Source organism: Ruminococcus sp. YE282, from assembly GCA_900101355.1.
GTDB lineage: Bacteria > Bacillota > Clostridia > Oscillospirales > Acutalibacteraceae > Ruminococcoides > Ruminococcoides bromii_A.
In genome coordinates this window covers 22,606-43,705 of the sequence record FMUV01000020.1, presented here as the reverse complement: position 1 = coordinate 43,705, position 21,100 = coordinate 22,606, and the positions used below count along the sequence as shown (strand labels likewise).

The window sequence follows — 21,100 nt, the reverse complement described above, 5'->3', positions numbered from 1 at the left end:
AATCTTACGGCATTACGCCTTCAATGTCAAGACGTGGTAACCCATATGACAATGCTTTAGCAGAAAATTTCTTTTCAATTCTCAAAACCGAATGTATTTACAGAACCAAGCTCAAAACTTATGAGGAGGCACGCCTCATCTTAAGTGAGTATATTCATTTCTACAACAACCATAGAATTCAACTCAAAACAAAACTGACACCACTTGAAAAGCGATGTCAGTATGTTGCTTAAAATTTAATATTTTCTACCATTTGGTCTGTTTTTGTACTGTCCGTACAATTTGGAGCAGTTCAAAAATAAACATACTATTTAAAATTACAATATTATCAATTATTGCTACTGTTACTACCTTTATAATCAATGTGATATCAATTTCAATAAATATCCAGACAGTTAGCAAATTAGAAGAACTTCCTTTCTTTGATTTGCTTTTCAGGGATACGACTTTTATATATATATTGCTTTTTTGTGTTTCTTGTGTGCTATCTTCTATAGATATAATTTTTAGTGCGGTATTTAAGCCTAAAAACGTGTTTTATTTTGAAGTTGCTACTTTATTAGTAATTTCCATGATTTTGTATACTATATTTAAATCAATTGATTTGAGTTTCATACTATCCGCTTCTCTAATTTTTAAATCCTCTATTTGTTTAATTATTACTTTTTTATTTGAGATATTTTGCTTTTTGACAAACAAAAAAATATTTAACAGGAAATAAACTTAGATTAAATCATATATCAAATTTATTGTCTGTTGAAAATATAGCCATATTGTAGTATAATATAACTTTAAGGAATACCCAAATATGAATTAAAATCAGAAAAGGAAGTAGGATACTTATGGCTAAAAAGCAATTTAAGTCAGAGTCAAAAAGACTTCTTGATTTAATGATTAACTCTATTTACACACACAAAGAAATTTTTCTTCGTGAAATAATTTCAAATGCAAGTGACGCAATTGACAAATTGTGCTTTATTTCGCTTACCGATGACAAACTCGGTATGACTCGCAGTGATTTTAAAATCACGCTAAAAGCCGATAAGGAAAACCGTACGCTCACTATAACGGATAACGGTATCGGAATGGATAAGGATGATCTTGAAAACAACCTTGGTACAATTGCCTCATCCGGTTCATACAGATTTAAACAGGATATGGCTGAAAAGCCGGATGAAATTGACATAATCGGTCAGTTCGGCGTCGGATTTTACTCGGCATTTATGGTTGCGAAAAAGATTACGGTAAATACTAAGAAATACGGCTCTGACGTTGCTTATTGTTGGCAGTCAAGCGGCGTTGACGGATACACAATCAAGGAAATTGAAAAGGACAGTATCGGTACTGAAATTATTCTTGAGATGAAGGATAACACCGATGAAGAGAATTACGACCAGTTCCTTGAACAGTATAAGATTCAGGAACTTGTTAAGAAATACTCTGATTATATCCGCTATCCGATTGAGATGGATATGAAGCACAGCCGTGTCAAAGAGGAAACCAAGGACAGCGATAAGCCCGAATATGAGGATTACACCGAAACAGAAACTCTTAACAGTATGATTCCGATTTGGCAGCGCCCCAAAAAGGATGTTACTCAGGAGGAGTACGACAAATTTTACAGCGAAAAGTTTATGACAATGGACAAGCCTCTGCATACAATTGTTACTTCGGTTGAGGGTGTTGTAACCTATAAAGCGCTGTTGTTTATTCCGTCGTCAACTCCGTATGATTACTATACAAAGGAATACAAAAAAGGTCTTCAGCTTTACTCAAGCGGAGTGCTTATCACAGATAACTGCGAAGAGCTTGTTCCCGAACACTTCCGTTTTGTAAAAGGTATTGTTGATACTGCGGACCTTTCGCTGAATATTTCCCGTGAAATGCTTCAGCATGACCGTCACCTTTTGACAATTGCACAGAATATTGAAAAGAAAATCAAAAACGAGCTTACTGCAATGCTAAACAACGAGCGCGAAAACTACGAAAAGTTCTTTGCCGCTTTTGGCAGACAGTTAAAGTACGGTGTTGTTTCAGACTACGGAATGCATAAGGAAGAACTCCAGGATTTGCTTATGTTCTATTCTTCAACCGAGAAGAAGCTTGTTACTCTTTCCGAATACGTTGACAGAATGAAAGAAGAACAGAAGTTTATTTATTATGCAACAGGTGACAGTATTGCTGCGATTGACGCATTGCCACAGACTGAATTGCTGCGCTCAAAGGGATATGAAATTCTGTATTGCACAGAAGAAACAGACGAGTTTACCTTCCAGACTCTTATGCAGTATAAGGATAAAAAGTTCTGTTCTGCTGCAAATGATGACCTTGGAATTGAAAACGATGAAGAGAGCAAAGAGGACGAAAAGGACAGCTCAGCTTTGCTTACTTTTGTAAAAGAGACTCTCGGCGATAAGGTAAGTGAAGTAACTGCATCAAAGAAGCTCGTTTCACATCCTGTTTGCCTGACCGCAAAGGGCGGAATTTCATTTGAAATGGAAAAATATTTCAACTCCGTTCAACCCGGTTCCGGAATGAAAGCCCAGCGTGTGCTTGAGCTTAATATGAACCACCCGGCTGTAAAGGCAATGGAGAACCTTGTTCAGACAGATATTGACAAGGCTAAAAAGTATGCAGAGGTTTTGTATTATCAGGCACTTTTGATTGCAGGACTTCCGATTGAGAATCCGTCGGAATACACAGACCTTGTTTGCTCTTTAATGTGATAATAAAACATAATGAATGTAAGAAACCGGGCAGCGTAATGCTACCCGGCTTTTGTTTGTTGGGATGTAAAAAATTCAAAACCAGTTCTTGATTTTGAAGAAAATCAATTCACCTATTATAATAACAACGGATATGACGATAACCATATAGTATCCGTTATCCCAGGCAAGTTCGGGCATAACCTTGAAATTCATACCGTACCAGCCCGCAATAAGCGTAAGCGGCATAAAAATTGAGGTGATTACCGTTAGCACCTGCATAATATTATTTTGTTTGGAATTGATTTTGGATTTAAACGCATCGTCTATTTGCATAACATAATCTTTAAGCTCTTTGGCACTGTCGTAATATCTGTCAATGCGTTTTTCAAAATAAACTGCATATTTTTGGTGCAGGTCGTCAATATCAGCATTTTCTTCAATGTTGGTTGCCAAATCCACAAGCTGTTCATAAAAACTTTGAAATACTGATAATTTGCGCTTATAAAGCAAAAAGTCTTTTTCAAATTTTGTTGTATCTTTTTTTGTTAATCTTTCCGCATTTAGAACGGTGTCCTCAAGCCTTTCAAGCTCTTCTCGTGTGTTATACAAAAATTCAAGTTCTCCGTTTACGATTGTTTCAAGAAGCTTAAACAGTATTCCGATGATTCCTCTTGCTCCGACAGGGGTTTCGGCGGAATCACATTCTATCAGGTTTACGGCATAGGGCTTGTCCTCAATTATCAACAGCATATCGTTAAATGCAATAAAACAGAAGCTTCCGATTTTTTCTCGAGGAAAGTTGGGATTTGGCACAGCTACTGTGCCTGCTATGCAGGTTTTTAAAATTTCAGATTTGCAAATTGTACAGTGCTTTGTTTTTTGACTCAGCAAATCAAATTCTTTGAGGTGCGAATAATTTTCAACAAATTCAGACGGGTTTACAATTCTTATGGCAGGATTTTCACACTTTCCGTCATATATTTCGATTGTTCCCTCATCTGAAATAATAAAATCGGTCATAAGTACCTCCGAATTACGGATTTACAACGTTTGTCGGAGTTCCGTTAAGATAGTTCCTTATGTTGGAAGTTACAATGTCCATAAGTCTGAGTCGTGTTTCAACCGGAGCCCAAGCAATGTGCGGTGTGATTATGCAGTTTTTAGCCTGCATAAGAATACAGTTTTGCTCCATTGGTTCAACCTTTAGCGTATCAATACAGGCACCGCCGAGATGACCGCTGTTAAGCGCATCATACAAATCATTCTCATTCATAACTCCGCCTCTTGCTGTGTTTACAAACAATGCGCCATGTTTCATTTTTGCAAAGGTTTCTTTGTTAAACATATTTTCCGACTGAGCGTTTAGCGGACAATGTACTGTCACAATATCGCTGCTTTCAATCAGCTCTTCAAGGCTGACAAACTTAACGTTTTCAGCTGATTTTTCGGAGCGGTTATATGCAATTACATTCATTTCAAACGCATTTGCAATTTTTGCGACAGCTTTGCCGATGTTGCCGAAGCCGACTATACCGATTGTTTTGCCTGCAAGTTCACTTAACGGGTAAACAAACGGTGAGAACGTTTTGCTTCGTTTCCACAATCCGTCCTGTACATACTGATTGTAATTTGCCGTGTTGTTAAAGTGCTCTAAAATTAAAGCAAACGTATGTTGAGCAACAGCGTTGTTTGAGTATGAACCTGCGTTGCATACTGTTATTCCGTGCTTGGAGCAGTATTCAATATCAATGTTATTGTATCCTGTTGCAAACAGCCCGATATATTTTAGGTTTTTGGCTGATTTCAAAGTGTCTTCGTTAAGCAGGGTTTTGTTGCAAACCACAATATCCGCCTTGGCTATTGCATTAGCAATTTCATCATACCTGAGCAGTCCATAGTCTTTTACCTCTCCAAATTCATTGAGCGGCTCGGCGGTGACTTTGTTGTCAAAAACCGTTTGTGAATCTGTCAGAACAATTTTCATATTATTCCTCCGTAAATTTGATGTAATAATTATAGCTTAAATTGTCCGGACTTGCAATTATTTGCACAATAATATATAATCATAGTGCAAATGTTCCCCGCCGTTAAGGCGGCAGTTTTCATCCGGATTTTCAGTGTGAGTTATAATTATCCCGCTGAAATTCTGAGGAGCTAACGCTTTTTGCGTTGATTGCAATCGGCTGCAAGCTCTGATTTTTGAAAGCAATTAAGAGCATTGCTCCGATTAAATGTGAATGATTTATCTATAATTTTAGTGGTGAGAAAATGTATAAAAACTATCTTTTTGATTTAGACGGAACTCTGCTTCCGATGGATATGCAGAATTTTACCGAGCATTACTTTAAGTCACTTTGCAAAAAGGCTTCGCCTGCTATCGGAATTGAACCCCAGGTGCTTATAAACAGCGTTTTGGGCGGATTAAAGGCTATGTCAACAAACGACGGCGTTGAAAATAATCACGATGTTTTTTGGAAAGCCGCCTCATCGGTGTGCGGAAAAGATTTGACTCAGTATTCCGAGCTTTTTGACGATTACTATAAAAATGAATTTGAATATGCAAAACGTGCAACCCAGGTTACGCCGTACGCCAAAAAGTCGATAGACTATATAAAACAGCACGGCGGCAGACTTATTGCGGCAACCAATCCGATTTTTCCAAAGGTTGCAACCTATAAAAGGCTTGAATGGGCAGGCGTTTCTCCCGATGATTTTGAGTATATAACCGTATATGAAAATTCCGGATTTTGCAAGCCTAATTTAAAGTATTTTGAAAATATTTGTGAGAAGTGCAAAATTTCTCCGAATGACAGTATAATGGTCGGCAATGACGTTGACGAAGATTTGTGTGCGGCAAAACTCGGATTTGATACATATCTTGTTACTGATTGTATAATCAATCGCAACGATAGAGATTATTCAAAGTTTAAGCACGGCAGTTTTGAGAATTTCTACGATTTCCTGACAAAATAAATCAAAAAGACGGATAATTGCGGAGGTGTCGGCAATGAAAAAGCAAACACTTGCAAACAACCTTGTCTATTACATCTTTTGTGGATTCAGCGGCGCTGTAATTTCGGCTATTGTGTGGCTGTTTCTCAAGCTTATGAGCCTTGGAATCAATTTAATTTGGGAGCAAATCCCGTCAGGCTTAAACTTTTCATATTATCCGCTTTTGGTATGCACAATCGGCGGAATATTGATTGGTGTATATCAAAAACTTTCAAAAGCCGTTCCCGACGAACTTGACGAAGTTATGAAAAAAGTCAAGAGGGATAAATATTACCCATATAACAAGGTGATTTTGCTTTGTATTTCAGCTTTGCTTCCGCTTCTTTTTGGCGGCAGTATAGGTCCTGAAGCAGGACTCACAGGGGTAATTGTCGGATTGTGCTATTGGGCAGGCAGTCATATGAAAGATGCGCGCAACAGAATCCCTGACCTTATGCAGACAGGAATAAGTGCGACATTAAGCGCGGTTTTTTATGCACCGCTGTTTGGTCTTGCTGCCGCAAACGAAGAAAGACTTGACAGCAGCGAAGCCCCTGAAAATACCCGTGCCTCAAAACTCATCTCAAATATTATTGCGGTTTTGTGTGCAGTCGGCGTATTGTTTTTGCTTAATACAACATTTGGCGGAACAATGGGACTTCCGAGAATCGGCGGTTATGATATAACCAATACGGAAAGATTGTGGGGCGTTCCGCTTGCTTTACTCGGAGCAATTTTCGGACTTCTTTTTATTGTATTTTCTAAAATATCCGAAAAGATTTTCTCGTTTATCGGAAGAAAATGCGGTGTTATAATCAGCACAACGCTCGGCGGAGCAATTCTCGGCATCGTCGGAACGTATTTTCCTCTTGTTATGTTTTCCGGGGAAGAGGGAATAACCGAAATAAAAGACGGCTTCGGTGAATTTGCACCATGGTTGCTTATTGTAACGGGACTGCTGAAGCTTATTGTTACGAATGTGTGCATTAAATCAGGCTGGAAAGGCGGTCACTTTTTTCCGGTTATCTTTTGCGGAGTAAGCATTGGCTACGGAATAGCCTTGCTGTTCGGTCTTGATGTTGCGTTTTGTGCGGCGGTAATCACAGCAGGTTTGCTTGGCACTACCATGAAAAAACCTCTTGCCGTTACGTTTTTGCTGTTGTTGTGTTTTGACGCACGAATAATTCCGTGGATACTTCTTGCGGCTTTTGTCGGAAGTTTGATTCCGAACGGATTCAAAAAGAAGGAAAACGCAAGTAATTTTTCCGATGTTTAAGTTTGCGAGTAAAATTAAATCTGCAATATGTTATTATAGCCGCACCTGTAATCGGTGCGGCTTATTTGTGTTAAAAACTCTTGTGTTTTAATGAGATGCCTTATAATTTTCTCCCCAATCTTGCATAGCTTCAAGAATCGGGTGAAGACTGTGTCCAAGTTCTGTTAAAGTGTATTCTACTCTCGGCGGAACTTCTGCATATACCGTGCGTGTGAGCAATCCGCTTGCTTCCATAGCACGAAGTTGTGCTGTTAGCACCTTTTGTGATACATTTCCAATGGATTTTTTCAGTTCGCCAAAACGTTTTGTACCTTTAAGCAGGTCGCGTAATATCAGCACTTTCCATTTATCTCCGATTAAGGTAAGTGTGGTTTCAACAGGGCAAGCAGGCAGTTCTTTTGTGGCAGTTTCGCAAGTCATAATTATATCTCCTATTATAACATTCATTTGTTTTTACTCTTTTTTCTATTATATAATTGTATAAAATATAAAGCAAGTTTCTAAAAGAAAGTAAGTATACAAAAATACAAAACAGTGAAAAACGGCATTAGTATGCAATAGTTTCTCTCAGGTAACTATGCCACAATATTGTGCGTACTTCACAATTGTGCAGACAGCAAGTATAATATAGACAAGAGCCGAGGGAAACGGCCGCCTCCCAAATTGCAATATTTGTACAATAGAGGAGATTTTTATTATGGATAAAAACACAGCAAAATCAGTTAAGCTGAACAAAGGTGAAGTTTGTGTATATGACTTTGGTGAAGTAAAGTTGTACGCATATAAAACAAATGATTTTATAGATAACGAGGTCTTTATAATCACAAAAAATTCAAAGGGTATTGTAATTGAGTTGCCATGTTTTTACGATAATATTAAAGAGCTTACAGAGTATCTTGAAAAAGAAAACATTGATGTTGTTGCAAAGCTGGTAGCTTATCACGGTGCCGGTGCATCGTTTTTGCCCGATGTTCCTGCTTACGGTACTGCTTCATCCGTTGCTTATAACAGCAACGGCGGCGGAGCTGCGCTGGTAGCAAATTTTAAAACAACATTTGGAGATATTTCTGATGCGTCTATATGCAATGCAGATAATATCCTTGATGACGGCGATTTTGAGATTGCGGGAATTAAGCTTGTAATAACCTCAAATTCAGAGGCTTTTGACGTTGAGATTCCTGAAATTAACTGCGTTTATACACACATGCTCGGACATGACTGCCACTCAATTGTTGCAGGCTGTTCTCATGCGGACGGAATTATTGAAAAATTAAACTATTATATCAGCAAGGATTTTAACCTTGTGCTTACATCACATTACACACCTGAAAAGTTAAAAGACGTTAAAACAAAGATTGATTATCTTAAAGATCTAAAGAATATTGCTGATGCATGCACTAATGCCGAAGAAATGAAAAAAGCGGTTAGTGAAAAATATCCGGAATACAGCGGAATGAATTATCTTGATATGACGGTTGGATTTTTCTTCCCGACAAAATCATAATAATAAACAGCATAATTTACGCAAAACAATGGCGGTATAACACATAAAGTTGTTATACCGCCATTATCTTTAACCTTTGTTTTTGTGTTTCTTGTGCGCGAGTTTGTTTAACCCAAAGAGTCCGCTTCCCAACAACAACATTATAATATACATAACAATGCCTACGATGATTGCGTCCAAAAATTCAAAATCAGGGAGGATACTTCTGATTAAGCTCCTCCCTGAGTGATTTGTGCTATGATAATTGATTACTGAAAATTGATTTCGCCCTCGTACTTTTTCTTAAAGATGTCAAACAACTTTTGGAGCAAGTCTTCATCGTCAATGCTTACATATTCCTCGGTGTTGTCATCAATCGGATTGATTTTGAGGATGACAACCTCATCTGCATCTTCGTCATTTTCAATAAGAACTATATATTCTTCGCCCTCGTATTCAACAACGTCAAGAAATTCAAACTCAACTTCGTTGCCTTCATCGTCAACAAGAGTAATCAAGGCGTCCTCGTTTTCAAATTCTTCAATGTTTTTTTCGTCAGCCATAGTCGTATCCTTTCCGAGTGTAAAGATACACTCTTATAAATGTATATAAAGTATAACGGCAACACAATCAAAAGTCAAGCCGCAAAAGACGGATAAGCGCTAATAATTTCGGTTAATTACCGCATTATATTTTCTTCTCAAATTCGCTTCCGCAGCGTGGGCAGCGAACGGTATGAACGCCCTTTTGATTTTTTACTCTCAGCTGAGCTTTGCACACGGGGCATTTGAGATAACGGTATTCTTTTCTGTCCTTGAATTTTTTCCAAGTGAGCTGACACCAGTTTTTAACGGCATTGTATACGGGAACGAATTTTCTGTTTTCTGCGCTCCGCTTCGTTATGTTGCGTGAAAGTGCTCGGAATAATATAAGTGCAAGTAATGCAATTTGAAATGCCAGAATAATAAGCCTTGCCAAACGATTAAATATGAAAATCTTTACAAACCAGATAATAAAAAACAGGACTGTAAGGCAGTTGTTGAGTGTGTCTGTTCCGTATCTGCCCTGCATAAATATTGTAATTTTTTGCAAGAAATTCCTCATATTATCTTCCTTTCACTGCTATTTTATGTAGTCGGCACAAAAATAAACATACTTTAAGTCGGCGATTACAGCCGAGTGTTCGGTTTTTACAACATAGGTTTTTCGCTCGTCACGGCTGAGTTGTGCAATACATTCCGCTATGCTGCATGTTTCGGGCGAATAGCCTGTTTTTTCAAAAAACTCCTCGGTTGTCATAACGCAGGAGCCGTAGCCTTCAAACATATGCAGGTGTTCAAAGTCAATCAATTTGTATTCTTCCCTTAAAATATGTATACCTATATCGGCATTTGTAAGTTTATCAATAAAATACGGTGCGTCGTTCAAAAACATTCCTGTTTTGTATGCTCCGATTGAAACCGTCAGGTCGGAGTTTACCGCAATTTCCGCAACGCCTGTGTCGCCGTTGATGCCGCTGTTAATGTCGGCGCTGATTACATATGCGCCCGATGCGTTAATCTGTTCAATGGCGTTTTGAATTTCATCTTTTACGGGTCCCGAAAATCCGGTTCCAAGCAGGCAGTCAACAACAATATCAAATCCGTTTAGTGCAGCCGGAACGGCAAGCGAGGCTTCCTCGGCTCCGTGCGAAACGGCTGTTTTATAATAGTATAGCCCGTCGGGCGAAAATTTGTCGGATACTCTGAAAACAGTCGGAGTTATGCCGTGCTCAAGAAGTATGCAGGCAAGGGCATAGCCGTCACCGCCGTTATTGCCTTTTCCGCAGACAATTGCAACCTTGCCGTTGAATTGAACCGCATCAAAAATTCCCTGAGCGGCTCTGTGCATAAGCTCGGCGGAGGTTGTATGTTCCGCAATCGTGTGTGCGTCGCTTTCACGCATATTTTTAACCGAAACAACTTCATTCAGGTTCATATAATCAAGTCCTTTGCAGAATTTACCGCATTATAGGCGACTTCCGCCGCCGAAATATCCGTATTGCATTTTAATTTAAAAAGCTGAGTTGAAGAGAAGAACTCGTCAAACATATTAAGCAGACGAATCATTTTATCTTTTTCGTGAAACACAAGCGTCGCTTCAAGCAGACTGCCGAAAACTTCTCCGACAGAAACCCTTTTTACGCAGTTTTCGGTTCCTCTTTCAAGCACGAAAACAGCCTTTACCAAAGCTTTTGCATTGCTTCCGATTTCAGATTTGCCCATCCACGGAGTGCCGTAAATATAAAAATTTCCGTTGTGTTTACGAATGATAGGCTTGTCGTCATTAATCATTTTTACTTTATCGCCGAACCGCTTGCGCCAAAGCGCAGTATGGGTGGATTTACCCGTTCCGCTTTTTGCCGTAAAGACATACGCTTCGTTGTCTATCATCAGGCTTGAGGAATGAAAGAAAAATCCGTTAAAGTTTTCAAAAATCTCAACGCAAAGCTTGTTGAGAATCAAAAAGCTTTCCGCAAGTTCCATTGTGCATAGAGAAGAAGAGGTTTTTGCAAAGTCTGCGATTTCGCTGTCGGAATTTATGATTTCAATGTCAAAAACATTCTCACTTACAAGATACGGTTTAAGGCGTTCAAGAGTGGAACTGTATTTAGGGTCGATTTTTATATTTAAATCCGCAATTTTGTATATTGCCATATGTGCTCCGTAAATCAAAATCATTTAAAATAAAAACTCAATAGATTATATCATAAAAGTTGTTATTTGTAAATCAATTACTGTCGGTGCTGCGGTTATGTTTAAATATAATGAGAACATTTTGCAGATGTTATGTGATTAAGTATTTTATGTTGCTTTTTGTTTCTGATATTCATTTTATATCATACAATTATTGGGTTAATTTTCCGGATATGTGCACCACCTAATCAGTACACGTTGTCGGGCGTTGCTTTTGTTCTTAAAAAAATAATTCTCATCAAAAATAATTATTTGAGAGAAGTAAAATTCAAAAACTGTTTAAAATATTAAAATTTTTATAAATTTTTTCAAAAAACACCTTGACAATCGCCCTATGGGAATATACAATTGTAAAATGTACCATAATGGGGATATATACCGACGGTATGCAATATTTTTTAAAAAATATCTTCCAACAAAGGGATATTATCACAAAATGAACTTGGTGTCAAGATGTTTTTTTATTGCATATTAAGGCAGAACGAAACCCCGATTGTTCAAAATGTTTAAGGAGTGATACGCCTATGGTTAATGTCAAACCCGTAAAGCTTGGCAACACCGAAAGAATGAGCTTCGGCAAGATTGAAGAAGTTATTGATATGCCGAATCTTATCGAGGTGCAGAAGGAATCTTACAGATGGTTCCTCGAGGAAGGACTCAAGGAAGTTTTCAAGGATGTTTCGGGCATTACCGATTATCAGGATAATCTTGTGCTTGATTTTGTTGATTACAAACTTGATGTTGATCATCCGAATTACAGCGTTATTGAGTGTAAGGTGCGTGACGCAACATATTCAGCCGCACTTAGAGTTACCGCCCGCCTGCTCAACAAATCGACAGGTGAAATCAAAGAAAGCAACGTATTTATGGGCGATTTTCCGCTGATGACGCCAAGCGGAACGTTTGTTATCAACGGTGCCGAGCGTGTAATTGTTTCTCAGCTTGTAAGAAGCCCGGGCGTTTATTATAAAATGGACCACGATAAAACCGGTAAGGAACTTTATTCAACAACCGTAATTCCTAACCGCGGTGCGTGGCTTGAATATGAAACTGATGTAAACGACGTTTTCTATGTTCGTATTGATAAAAACAGAAAACTTCCCGTAACATCGTTTATCAGAGCTTTGGGTCTTGGCACAGACGCTGAAATTCTTGAATATTTCGGCGATGATGAGCGTATGAAGGCTACTATCGAAAAAGACTCCGCTTCAAATATTGAAGAAGGTCTTATTGAGGTTTATAAAAAACTTCGTCCGTCAGAGCCTCCGACAGTTGACAGCGCACAGAATCATATCAATAATTTATTCTTTGACCCTAACAGATATGATATGTCAAGAGTCGGCAGATATAAGTATAATAAAAAACTCGGTATTGCAAACCGTCTTGAGAACCAGGTGCTTGCAGAGCCGATTGCAAATCCGCGCACAGGCGAGGTAATGGCTCTCAGAGATGAAAAAATCACAAAGCAAAAAGCTCTTGAGATTGAAAATGCAGGCGTATCGGTTGCATTTGTAAAGGCTTCTGATGACACAATCGTTAAGGTCATTTCAAACGGAATGGTTGACATTAAAAAGTATGTTGACTTCGACGCCGAGGAAGAGTGCGGAATTAAAGAAAATGTTCGTTTTGACGTTCTCTGTGAAATTCTCGACGAAGCTAAGGACGAGGCAGAACTTAAGGAAATGCTTACAGACCGTGAGCCTGAGCTTGTTCCTAACCACATAACCGTTGAAGATATTTTTGCTACTATTAACTATCTTAACTGTATTGCACACGGTGTAGGCAATACCGATGATATTGATAACTTGGGCAACAGACGTATCCGCTGTGTCGGCGAACTTCTTCAGAACCAGTTCAGAATCGGTTTTTCAAGACTTGAAAGAGTAGTAAGAGAGAGAATGACAACCCAGTCACAGGATATGGATTCACTTTCTCCAAATTCGCTTATAAATATTCGTCCTGTAACTGCGGCAATTAAAGAATTTTTCGGTTCTTCACCGCTTTCACAGTTTATGGACCAGACAAACCCGCTTGCAGAGCTTACTCACAAGCGTCGTCTTTCAGCCCTTGGTCCGGGTGGTCTTTCCCGTGACCGTGCAGGATTTGAGGTTCGTGACGTACACTACACCCACTACGGTCGTATGTGCCCAATCGAAACTCCTGAAGGTCCTAACATCGGACTTATCTCATATCTTGCATCTTTTGCAAAGATTAACAAATACGGCTTTATCGAGGCTCCTTATCGTAAAATCAATAAGGAAACAGGCGTTGTTACCGATGAAGTTACCTATATGACAGCCGATATGGAAGACAACTTCTATGTTGCCCAGGCTAACGAACCGCTTGATGAAAACGGAAGATTTGTTCATTCAAGAGTAGTAGGACGTTACCGTGACGAATTTGTCGAGCTTCCTGCCGAAAGATTTGACTATATGGACGTATCTCCTAAGATGGTTGTATCTGTTGCTACCGCGATGATTCCGTTCCTTGAAAACGATGACGCAAACCGTGCTCTTATGGGTGCGAACATGCAGCGTCAGGCAGTTCCGCTTCTTACGGCAGATGCTCCGATTGTCGGTACAGGTATGGAATACAAGGCAGGAACAGACTCCGGTGTTTGTATACTTGCAGAGGACGACGGTGTTGTTATGAGCGTTGACGCAAGAAATATACGCGTTCAGTATGACTCAGGTAAGGTTCAGGATTACGAAGTAATCAAGTACCTGCGTTCAAACCAGGGTACCTGCTTTAACCAGCATCCGATTGTATCACGCGGTCAGCGTGTTAAGAAAGGCGAAGTTCTTGCCGACGGCCCTGCAACAAGCAACGGCGAAATTGCACTTGGTAAGAATGCGCTTATCGGATTTATGACTTGGGAAGGTTATAACTACGAGGATGCTGTACTTATCAGCGAAAAAATTGTAAGAGACGACGTTTATACTTCAATTCATATTGAAGAATTTGATACAGAGGCAAGAGATACAAAGCTCGGTCCGGAAGAAATTACAAGAGATATTCCGAACGTTGGTGAGGATATGCTCAAATACCTTGACGAAGACGGTATCATTCAGATTGGTTCCGACGTTAAGGCAGGCGACATTCTTGTCGGTAAGGTTACTCCTAAGGGAGAAACCGAGCTTACTGCCGAGGAAAGACTTTTGAGAGCTATTTTCGGCGAAAAGGCAAGAGAAGTAAGAGATACATCTCTTCGTGTTCCTCACGGAGAATGCGGTACTGTTGTTGATGTTAAGGTATTTACCCGTGCAGAAAGCCGCAACGAACTTCAGCCGGGTGTAAACAAGGTTGTAAGAGTTTATCTTGCATTAAAGCGTAAAATCAGCGTAGGCGATAAGATGGCAGGTCGTCACGGAAACAAGGGTGTCGTTTCAAGAATACTTCCTGTTGAAGATATGCCGTTCCTTCCTGACGGTACTCCGCTTGACATCGTTCTTAACCCGTTGGGCGTACCTTCACGTATGAACATCGGTCAGGTACTTGAGGTTCATCTCGGCTATGCGGCAAAAGCCCTTGGCTGGAAGATTATGACGCCTGTATTTGACGGCGCACACGAGCAGGACATTTTTGCCGCTTTGAAAGACGCAGGATACAGCGAAGACGGTAAGACATGGCTTATCGACGGCAGAACAGGCGAACGCTTTGATAACCCTGTAACAGTAGGCTATATGTACTATCTCAAGCTGCATCACCTTGTTGATGAAAAAATTCACGCAAGAAGTACAGGTCCTTACTCACTTGTTACCCAGCAGCCTTTGGGCGGTAAAGCTCAGTTCGGCGGTCAGCGTTTTGGTGAAATGGAAGTTTGGGCACTTGAAGCTTACGGTGCCGCTTATACACTTCAAGAAATTCTTACTGTTAAGTCCGATGACGTTGTTGGCCGTGTTAAAACATATGAAGCTATCGTTAAAGGACAGAACATTCCTGCTCCGGGAATCCCGGAATCATTCAGAGTTCTTATCAAAGAACTTCAGTCATTGTCGCTTGACGTTCGTGTGCTTGATGCAGACGGCGAAGAAATTGACATTAAGCAGAAGTTTGACGAGGATGAAGAAATTGCAGACGCAACAGAACCGTCAGAGTTTGAAGAAGACAGCGTAATGACTTCTATGGACGGCTACACCCTTGATGAGGGCGGCGAAGACGGCAATATGTTTGACGATTCGCTTGCTGATGAAGAAGCTGATAACGATGACGATTTGTTCAACTTTGATGACTTAAGCGGAGACGAAATGTAAGGAGGCAGCGCAATGATAGATAATAATGTTTTTGACTCAATTAAAATCGGACTTGCTTCCCCTGAGCAAATCAGAGCTTGGTCATACGGCGAGGTAAAAAAGCCTGAGACCATTAACTACCGTACATTAAAGCCTGAGCGTGACGGTCTTTTCTGCGAACGTATTTTTGGACCTACAAAGGACTGGGAGTGCCATTGCGGAAAGTATAAAAGGATTCGTTTTAAGGGCAAAATCTGCGACCGCTGCGGCGTAGAGGTTACACGTTCAAAGGTTAGACGTGAGCGTATGGGACACATTGAGCTTGCAGCTCCTGTTTCTCACATCTGGTATTTTAAGGGTATTCCGTCAAGAATCGCTCTTATGCTTGATATTTCTCCAAAGCTCCTTGAAAATGTACTTTATTTTTCACAATATATAGTAACAGATCCCGGCGACTGCCGTGACCTTTCAAAATATCAGTGCCTTTCAGAGGCTGAATACAACGATATGCGCGAGAAGTATGAGGACGACTTCAAAGCGGGTATGGGTGCTGAATCAATTAAAAAACTCCTTGAGGAAATTGACCTTGAGGCATTGTCCTCACAGCTTAAAGAAGAGCTTGAAACCGCTTCGGGTCAGAAGCGTGTAAGACTTCTTAAGAGACTTGACGTTGTAGAAAGTTTCAGACTTTCCGGCAACCGTCCTGAATGGATGATTCTTGACGTTGTTCCGGTAATTCCGCCGGATATTCGTCCTATGGTTCAGCTTGACGGCGGACGTTTTGCAACTTCCGACCTTAATGACCTTTACCGCAGAGTTATCAACAGAAACAACAGACTTAAAAAGCTCCTTGAGCTTAATGCGCCTGAGATTATTATCCGCAACGAGAAGAGAATGCTGCAGGAAGCTGTTGACGCTTTGATTGATAACGGCAGACGCGGCAGACCTGTAACAGGTCCTAACAACCGTCCGCTTAAGTCACTTTCTGATATGTTAAAGGGTAAACAGGGACGTTTCCGTCAGAACTTGCTCGGAAAACGTGTTGACTACTCCGGACGTTCGGTTATCGTTGTCGGTCCTGAACTTAAAATGTATCAGTGCGGTCTTCCTAAAGAAATGGCACTTGAACTTTTCAAGCCGTTTGTTATGAAACGCCTTGTTGAAACAAAGGCTGAACAGAATATTAAATCAGCAAGAAAAGCTGTTGAACGTGCAAAAGACGACGTTTGGGACGCTCTTGAAGTTGTAATCAAGGGTCACCCTGTATTGCTTAACCGTGCGCCTACACTTCACCGTCTCGGTATTCAGGCATTTGAGCCCGTACTTGTTGAAGGCCGTGCGCTCAAGCTTCATCCGCTTGCTTGTACAGCTTATAACGCCGACTTTGACGGCGACCAGATGGCTGTTCACGTTCCGCTTTCCGCAGAGGCTCAGGCAGAGGCAAGATTCCTTATGCTTGCTGCCAACAACTTGCTCAAACCGTCAGACGGTCAGCCTGTAACTGTTCCTACTCAGGATATGATTCTTGGTTCTTACTACCTCACTCTTGACAAAGACGGTGAGCGTGGCGAGGGCAAAGTATTCCGCAACGTTGATGAAGTTATGATGGCATATCAGACCGGCGTAATTGAGCTTCACTCAAAAATCAAGGTTCGCCGTGAGATGGAGATTGACGGCAAAATGCAGTCGGCTCTTGTTGATACAACTATCGGTAAAATCATTTTCAATAACCCGATTCCTCAAAATTTGGGATTTGTTGACAGAAGCATTCCTGAAAACAAGTTCAAGTTTGAAGTTGATTTCCTTGTAGGCAAGTCGGGACTTAAAAAGATTATTGATAAATGTATTAAAATCAACGGAACTTCAAGAACAAGCCTTATGCTTGATTCAATCAAGGCTCAGGGATATAAATACTCAACAAAGGGCGCAATTACCGTTGCCGTTTGTGATGCGGTTATTCCGCCAGCAAAGAAAGAGATTATTGCAAAAGCCGAGCAGGAAGTTGACGAGATTCGTGATGAATATATGATGGGTCTCCGTTCCAACGAAGAACGTTATGATGAGATTCTTCGTATCTGGGAAAAGGCTACAAACGATGTAACCGACGCACTTCAGAAGAACCTTGACCGTTATAACCCAATCTTCATGATGGCTGATTCAGGTGCTCGTGGTAGTATGAGCCAGATTCGTCAGCTTGCAGGTATGCGCGGACTTATTGCCAATACTTCAGGTAAAACAATTGAAATTCCTATCAGGGCTAACTACCGTGAAGGTCTTAACATTCTCGAATACTTTATTTCATCTCGTGGTGCCCGTAAAGGTCTTGCCGATACGGCTCTTCGTACCGCCGACTCAGGTTACCTTACACGTCGTCTTGTTGACGTTTCACAGGAAGTTATTATCCGTGAAGAGGACTGCGGTACAACCGAAGGACTTGAAATATTTGATATTAAAGCAGGCGAAAACAACGTTATCGAAGGTTTGCACGAAAGACTTATCGGTCGTTATCTGCTTGATGATTTCTGCGATTCAAACGGAAATGTCCTTGTTTCAAAGGATAAGATGATGAATGAGCAGGATGCTGATATTATTGTAAATTCCGGCGTTGAAAGCATAAAGATTCGTTCGGTACTTTCCTGCCGTGCAAAACACGGTGCTTGCAGAAAGTGCTATGGTTCAAACCTTGCAAACCGTCAGCCTGTAACTGTCGGTGAGGCAGTTGGTATCATTGCCGCACAGTCTATCGGTGAGCCCGGTACACAGCTTACAATGAGAACATTCCATACGGGCGGTGTTGCTTCGGCAGAAGATATCACACAGGGTCTTCCGCGTGTCGAGGAATTGTTTGAGGCACGTAAACCTAAGAGCCTTGCAATCATCACAGAAATTGACGGTGAGGTTCGTTTTGAAGAAATTAAAAATGCCCGTCACGCAGTAGTTTTCAATAAGGAAACAGGCGATGAAAGAACTTATCTGATTCCATTTGGATTCCGTGTTAAAGTTCAGGAGGGACAGCAACTTAAGAAAGGTGACAAGATTACCGATGGTGCTGTAAATCCACACGATATTCTCGACATTCTCGGACCTGAGGCTGTAATGAACTACCTGATTTCGGAAGTTCAGAGTACCTACCGTTTACAGGGTGTTGAAATCAACGATAAACACATTGAAGTTATCGTTCGTCAGATGATGCGTAAGGTCAGAGTTGACGATGCAGGCGACACAGGCTTTATGTCGGGTCAGGTTTATGATAAGAACGAGGTTCTCTATGAGAACGAACAGATTAAAAAGCGCATTGCCGCAGGTGAAGACGGACTCCGTGAGGCTCAGTTTACTCAGATGCTTCTCGGTATCACCAAGGCCGCACTTGCAACAGACAGTTTCTTGTCCGCTGCTTCGTTCCAGGAAACAACACGTGTTCTTACCGACGCCGCAATCAAGGGCAAGGTAGACCCCCTTGTTGGTCTTAAAGAGAACGTAATTATCGGTAAGGTAATTCCTGCCGGTACAGGTATGCAGAGATATGCAGGTGTTCAGCTTGAAAGCAATTCATCGGCTGATGCTGCTTCCGAACCTGTTCCGATTGCTGATGAGTCAGACTTAATCTGATAACAGGTTAATATTATAAAAAATAACCGGGGCTGGATTCAGTCCCGGTTTTGTGTTTTAATTTAATGTTTGAACAAGGATACTATTTTTTAGCATAAAAAAGCCTAATGCAGATTTAAAACTGTCTGCATTAGGTATTTTTATTACGTTATTTTTTATTTAGCAAAATCCGAAGCTCTGCTCTCTCGAATGATATTAACCTTAATTTGTCCCGGATATTCAAGTTCTTCCTCAATCTTCTTGCAGATTTCTCTTGCAAGCGGAACCATACGTTCGTCCTTAACAATTTCCGGTTTAACCATTACTCGAACTTCACGGCCTGCCTGAATTGCAAATGTACGGTCAACGCCGTCAAATGAAGAAGCAACTTCTTCGAGTTTTTGCAAACGTTTTATGTAGTTTTCTACATTTTCACGTCTTGCACCCGGGCGTGCTGCTGAGATTGCATCGGCAGCCTGAACAAGACAGGCTACGATTGTTTTAGCCTCAACGTCACCGTGGTGAGCCTGAATAGCGTGGATAACTGCGTCGCTTTCCTTATATTTTCTTGCAATATCAACGCCGATCTGAATGTGAGTACCCTCAACTTCGTGGTCGATTGATTTGCCTATATCGTGCAAAAGACCGGCACGCTTTGCAATTGTCGGGTCAAGTCCGAGTTCGCTTGCCATCATTCCTGCAAGGTATGATACCTCAAGAGAGTGGTTAAGAACATTCTGACCGTAACTGGTACGATAGCGAAGTCTGCCCAGCAATTTGACAATTTCGGGGTGAATGTTGTGAACTCCGGCTTCAAGCACGGCTCTTTCACCCTCACGCTTAATGGTTGCGTCAACCTCACGTCTTGCCTTTTCAACGGTTTCTTCAATTCTTGCCGGATGAATACGTCCGTCAGAGATGAGCTTTTCAAGCGCAATTCTTGCAACCTCACGTCTGACAGGTTCAAAGCACGAAAGCGTAATTGCTTCCGGTGTGTCATCTATTATAAGGTCAACACCTGTCAAAGTTTCAATTGCTCTGATGTTGCGGCCCTCACGACCGATTATGCGACCTTTCATTTCATCATTAGGAAGAGGTACTACCGAAATAGTAGCCTCGGCAACCTGGTCGGCTGCAAGTCTTTGAATTGCAAGAGAGATAATATTTCTTGCCTTATCATCGGCTTCTTCCTTGAGCTGTTCCTGATACTCCATAATTTTAACGGATTTTTCGTGAACAAGCTCATCCTCAAGCTGAGAAAGCAAATAGCTCTTTGCCTGCTCGGCTGTATAACCCGAAATTTTTTCAAGCATTTCAAACTGACTTTTCTTGAGAGCCTCAATCTCTTCAAGTTTTTCATCAGCTTCTTTAAGCTTTTTGTTGACCTTTTCTTCTCTTTGCTCCATATGGTCGAGCTTTCGGTCAAGCGATTCTTCTTTTTGCTGCACGCGGCGTTCCTGTCGCTGAACTTCCTTGCGTCTTTCGGAAATTTCTTTTTCGCTCTCGGTTCTGAACTTGTGAACTTCATCTTTGCCTTCAAGAACAGCTTCTTTTTTCTTGGCTTCGCCGGTTTTAATAGCTTCGGAAACAATTCTCTTTGCTTCTTCTTCAGCACTGCCGATTTCCTTTTCCGCAGTGTTTTTTCTTACTTTGATACCGGTAAAAACACCGACTACACCGCCGACAACCAATGCAGCAACAATGCAGATTATTGCAACGAATAACTGCATTTTTGACACCTCCTTTGTTCAGTTTCTGTTAATTCCATAGTAATTCCCAATCAAAAAACCTTTAAGGTGCCGTTACAAGATATTCAGTTTTAATTTTAAATAAATGTGTTTATGATAATATTTTTTATAAGATATAAAGCAAATAAAGTCAAAATGCCATTCAAAACAGCCGACATACTTATAAACTGCGCCAAACACCAAAACTGCATAAAAAATCAAATAAGGCGCATAAAACCGCAAACGAGTGAATAATTCTCTGCGTTTTCTGAATATTATGAGAAATATTACAGAAATGCATTTATCAATATCGCTTGTTAATATTTGTCAATAAGCTGTAAAATTAATAAAAAATATCTA

At 40.6% G+C, this 21,100-nt stretch carries 15 protein-coding genes; 7 read left to right on the top strand and 8 right to left on the bottom strand.

The features are described 5' to 3' along the window. Together BLP46_RS07780 and htpG are read left to right on the top strand one after the other, a co-directional pair. The coding region (locus tag BLP46_RS07780) for an IS3 family transposase (RefSeq protein WP_143000470.1) at positions 1–233 on the top strand (233 nt) is incomplete at its 5' end. 609 nt (positions 234–842) lie between these two features. Further along, positions 843–2,726: a molecular chaperone HtpG gene (htpG, locus tag BLP46_RS07775; protein WP_092977900.1), complete on the top strand. Its 1,884-nt coding sequence runs from the start codon at positions 843–845 to the stop codon at positions 2,724–2,726. 75 nt (positions 2,727–2,801) lie between these two features. On the opposite strand, the gene BLP46_RS07770 is transcribed toward htpG, so the two are convergent. Next, positions 2,802–3,728: a CorA family divalent cation transporter gene (locus BLP46_RS07770; protein WP_092977899.1), complete on the bottom strand. Its 927-nt coding sequence runs from the start codon at positions 3,726–3,728 to the stop codon at positions 2,802–2,804. A 13-nt stretch (positions 3,729–3,741) separates the two neighbouring features. After that, the gene (locus BLP46_RS07765; protein WP_092977897.1) at positions 3,742–4,692 is read right to left on the bottom strand and encodes a D-2-hydroxyacid dehydrogenase; all 951 of its coding nucleotides are present in this window, start codon (positions 4,690–4,692) and stop codon (positions 3,742–3,744) included. A 284-nt stretch (positions 4,693–4,976) separates the two neighbouring features. On the opposite strand from BLP46_RS07765, the gene BLP46_RS07760 reads away from it, so the two are divergent. Then, a complete protein-coding gene (locus BLP46_RS07760) occupies positions 4,977–5,681 on the top strand; it encodes an HAD family hydrolase (RefSeq protein ID WP_092977895.1) in 705 nt (234 codons plus the stop codon). 34 nt (positions 5,682–5,715) lie between these two features. Next, the gene (locus BLP46_RS07755; protein WP_092977893.1) at positions 5,716–6,975 is read left to right on the top strand and encodes a chloride channel protein; all 1,260 of its coding nucleotides are present in this window, start codon (positions 5,716–5,718) and stop codon (positions 6,973–6,975) included. Between the two features lie 87 nt (positions 6,976–7,062). Here BLP46_RS07755 and BLP46_RS07750 read toward each other — a convergent pair whose 3' ends face one another. After that, positions 7,063–7,395, bottom strand: coding sequence for a winged helix-turn-helix transcriptional regulator (locus BLP46_RS07750; RefSeq protein ID WP_092977891.1), 333 nt, complete (start codon positions 7,393–7,395; stop codon positions 7,063–7,065). Positions 7,396–7,672: 277 nt separating this feature from the next. Between BLP46_RS07750 and BLP46_RS07745 the strand changes: the two genes are divergently transcribed. After that, entirely contained in the window at positions 7,673–8,479 is an 807-nt protein-coding gene (locus BLP46_RS07745) for a hypothetical protein (RefSeq protein ID WP_092977889.1), read from the top strand. A gap of 248 nt (positions 8,480–8,727) precedes the next feature. On the opposite strand, the gene BLP46_RS07740 is transcribed toward BLP46_RS07745, so the two are convergent. The 4 genes from BLP46_RS07740 to BLP46_RS07725 all read right to left on the bottom strand — a co-directional run bounded on the left by BLP46_RS07740 (position 8,728) and on the right by BLP46_RS07725 (position 11,154). Further along, complete coding sequence (locus tag BLP46_RS07740) at positions 8,728–9,021, bottom strand: DUF1292 domain-containing protein (RefSeq protein ID WP_092977887.1); 294 nt, start codon at positions 9,019–9,021, stop codon at positions 8,728–8,730. Positions 9,022–9,145: 124 nt separating this feature from the next. Continuing rightward, complete coding sequence (locus BLP46_RS07735) at positions 9,146–9,562, bottom strand: MJ0042-type zinc finger domain-containing protein (protein WP_092977885.1); 417 nt, start codon at positions 9,560–9,562, stop codon at positions 9,146–9,148. A gap of 18 nt (positions 9,563–9,580) precedes the next feature. Continuing rightward, the gene (locus tag BLP46_RS07730; protein WP_092977883.1) at positions 9,581–10,435 is read right to left on the bottom strand and encodes an NAD(P)H-hydrate epimerase; all 855 of its coding nucleotides are present in this window, start codon (positions 10,433–10,435) and stop codon (positions 9,581–9,583) included. Further along, a complete protein-coding gene (locus BLP46_RS07725; RefSeq protein WP_092977881.1) occupies positions 10,432–11,154 on the bottom strand; it encodes a hypothetical protein in 723 nt (240 codons plus the stop codon). Before BLP46_RS07725 ends, BLP46_RS07730 begins: the two co-directional genes overlap by 4 nt. 563 nt (positions 11,155–11,717) lie before the next feature. On the opposite strand from BLP46_RS07725, the gene rpoB reads away from it, so the two are divergent. Next, complete coding sequence (rpoB, locus tag BLP46_RS07720) at positions 11,718–15,446, top strand: DNA-directed RNA polymerase subunit beta (RefSeq protein WP_092977879.1); 3,729 nt, start codon at positions 11,718–11,720, stop codon at positions 15,444–15,446. Between the two features lie 12 nt (positions 15,447–15,458). Next, a complete protein-coding gene (gene rpoC / locus BLP46_RS07715) occupies positions 15,459–19,034 on the top strand; it encodes a DNA-directed RNA polymerase subunit beta' (protein WP_092977877.1) in 3,576 nt (1,191 codons plus the stop codon). Positions 19,035–19,189: 155 nt separating this feature from the next. Here rpoC and rny read toward each other — a convergent pair whose 3' ends face one another. Then, entirely contained in the window at positions 19,190–20,743 is a 1,554-nt protein-coding gene (gene rny / locus BLP46_RS07710) for a ribonuclease Y (protein WP_092977875.1), read from the bottom strand. Between the last annotated feature and the right edge of the window lie 357 nt (positions 20,744–21,100).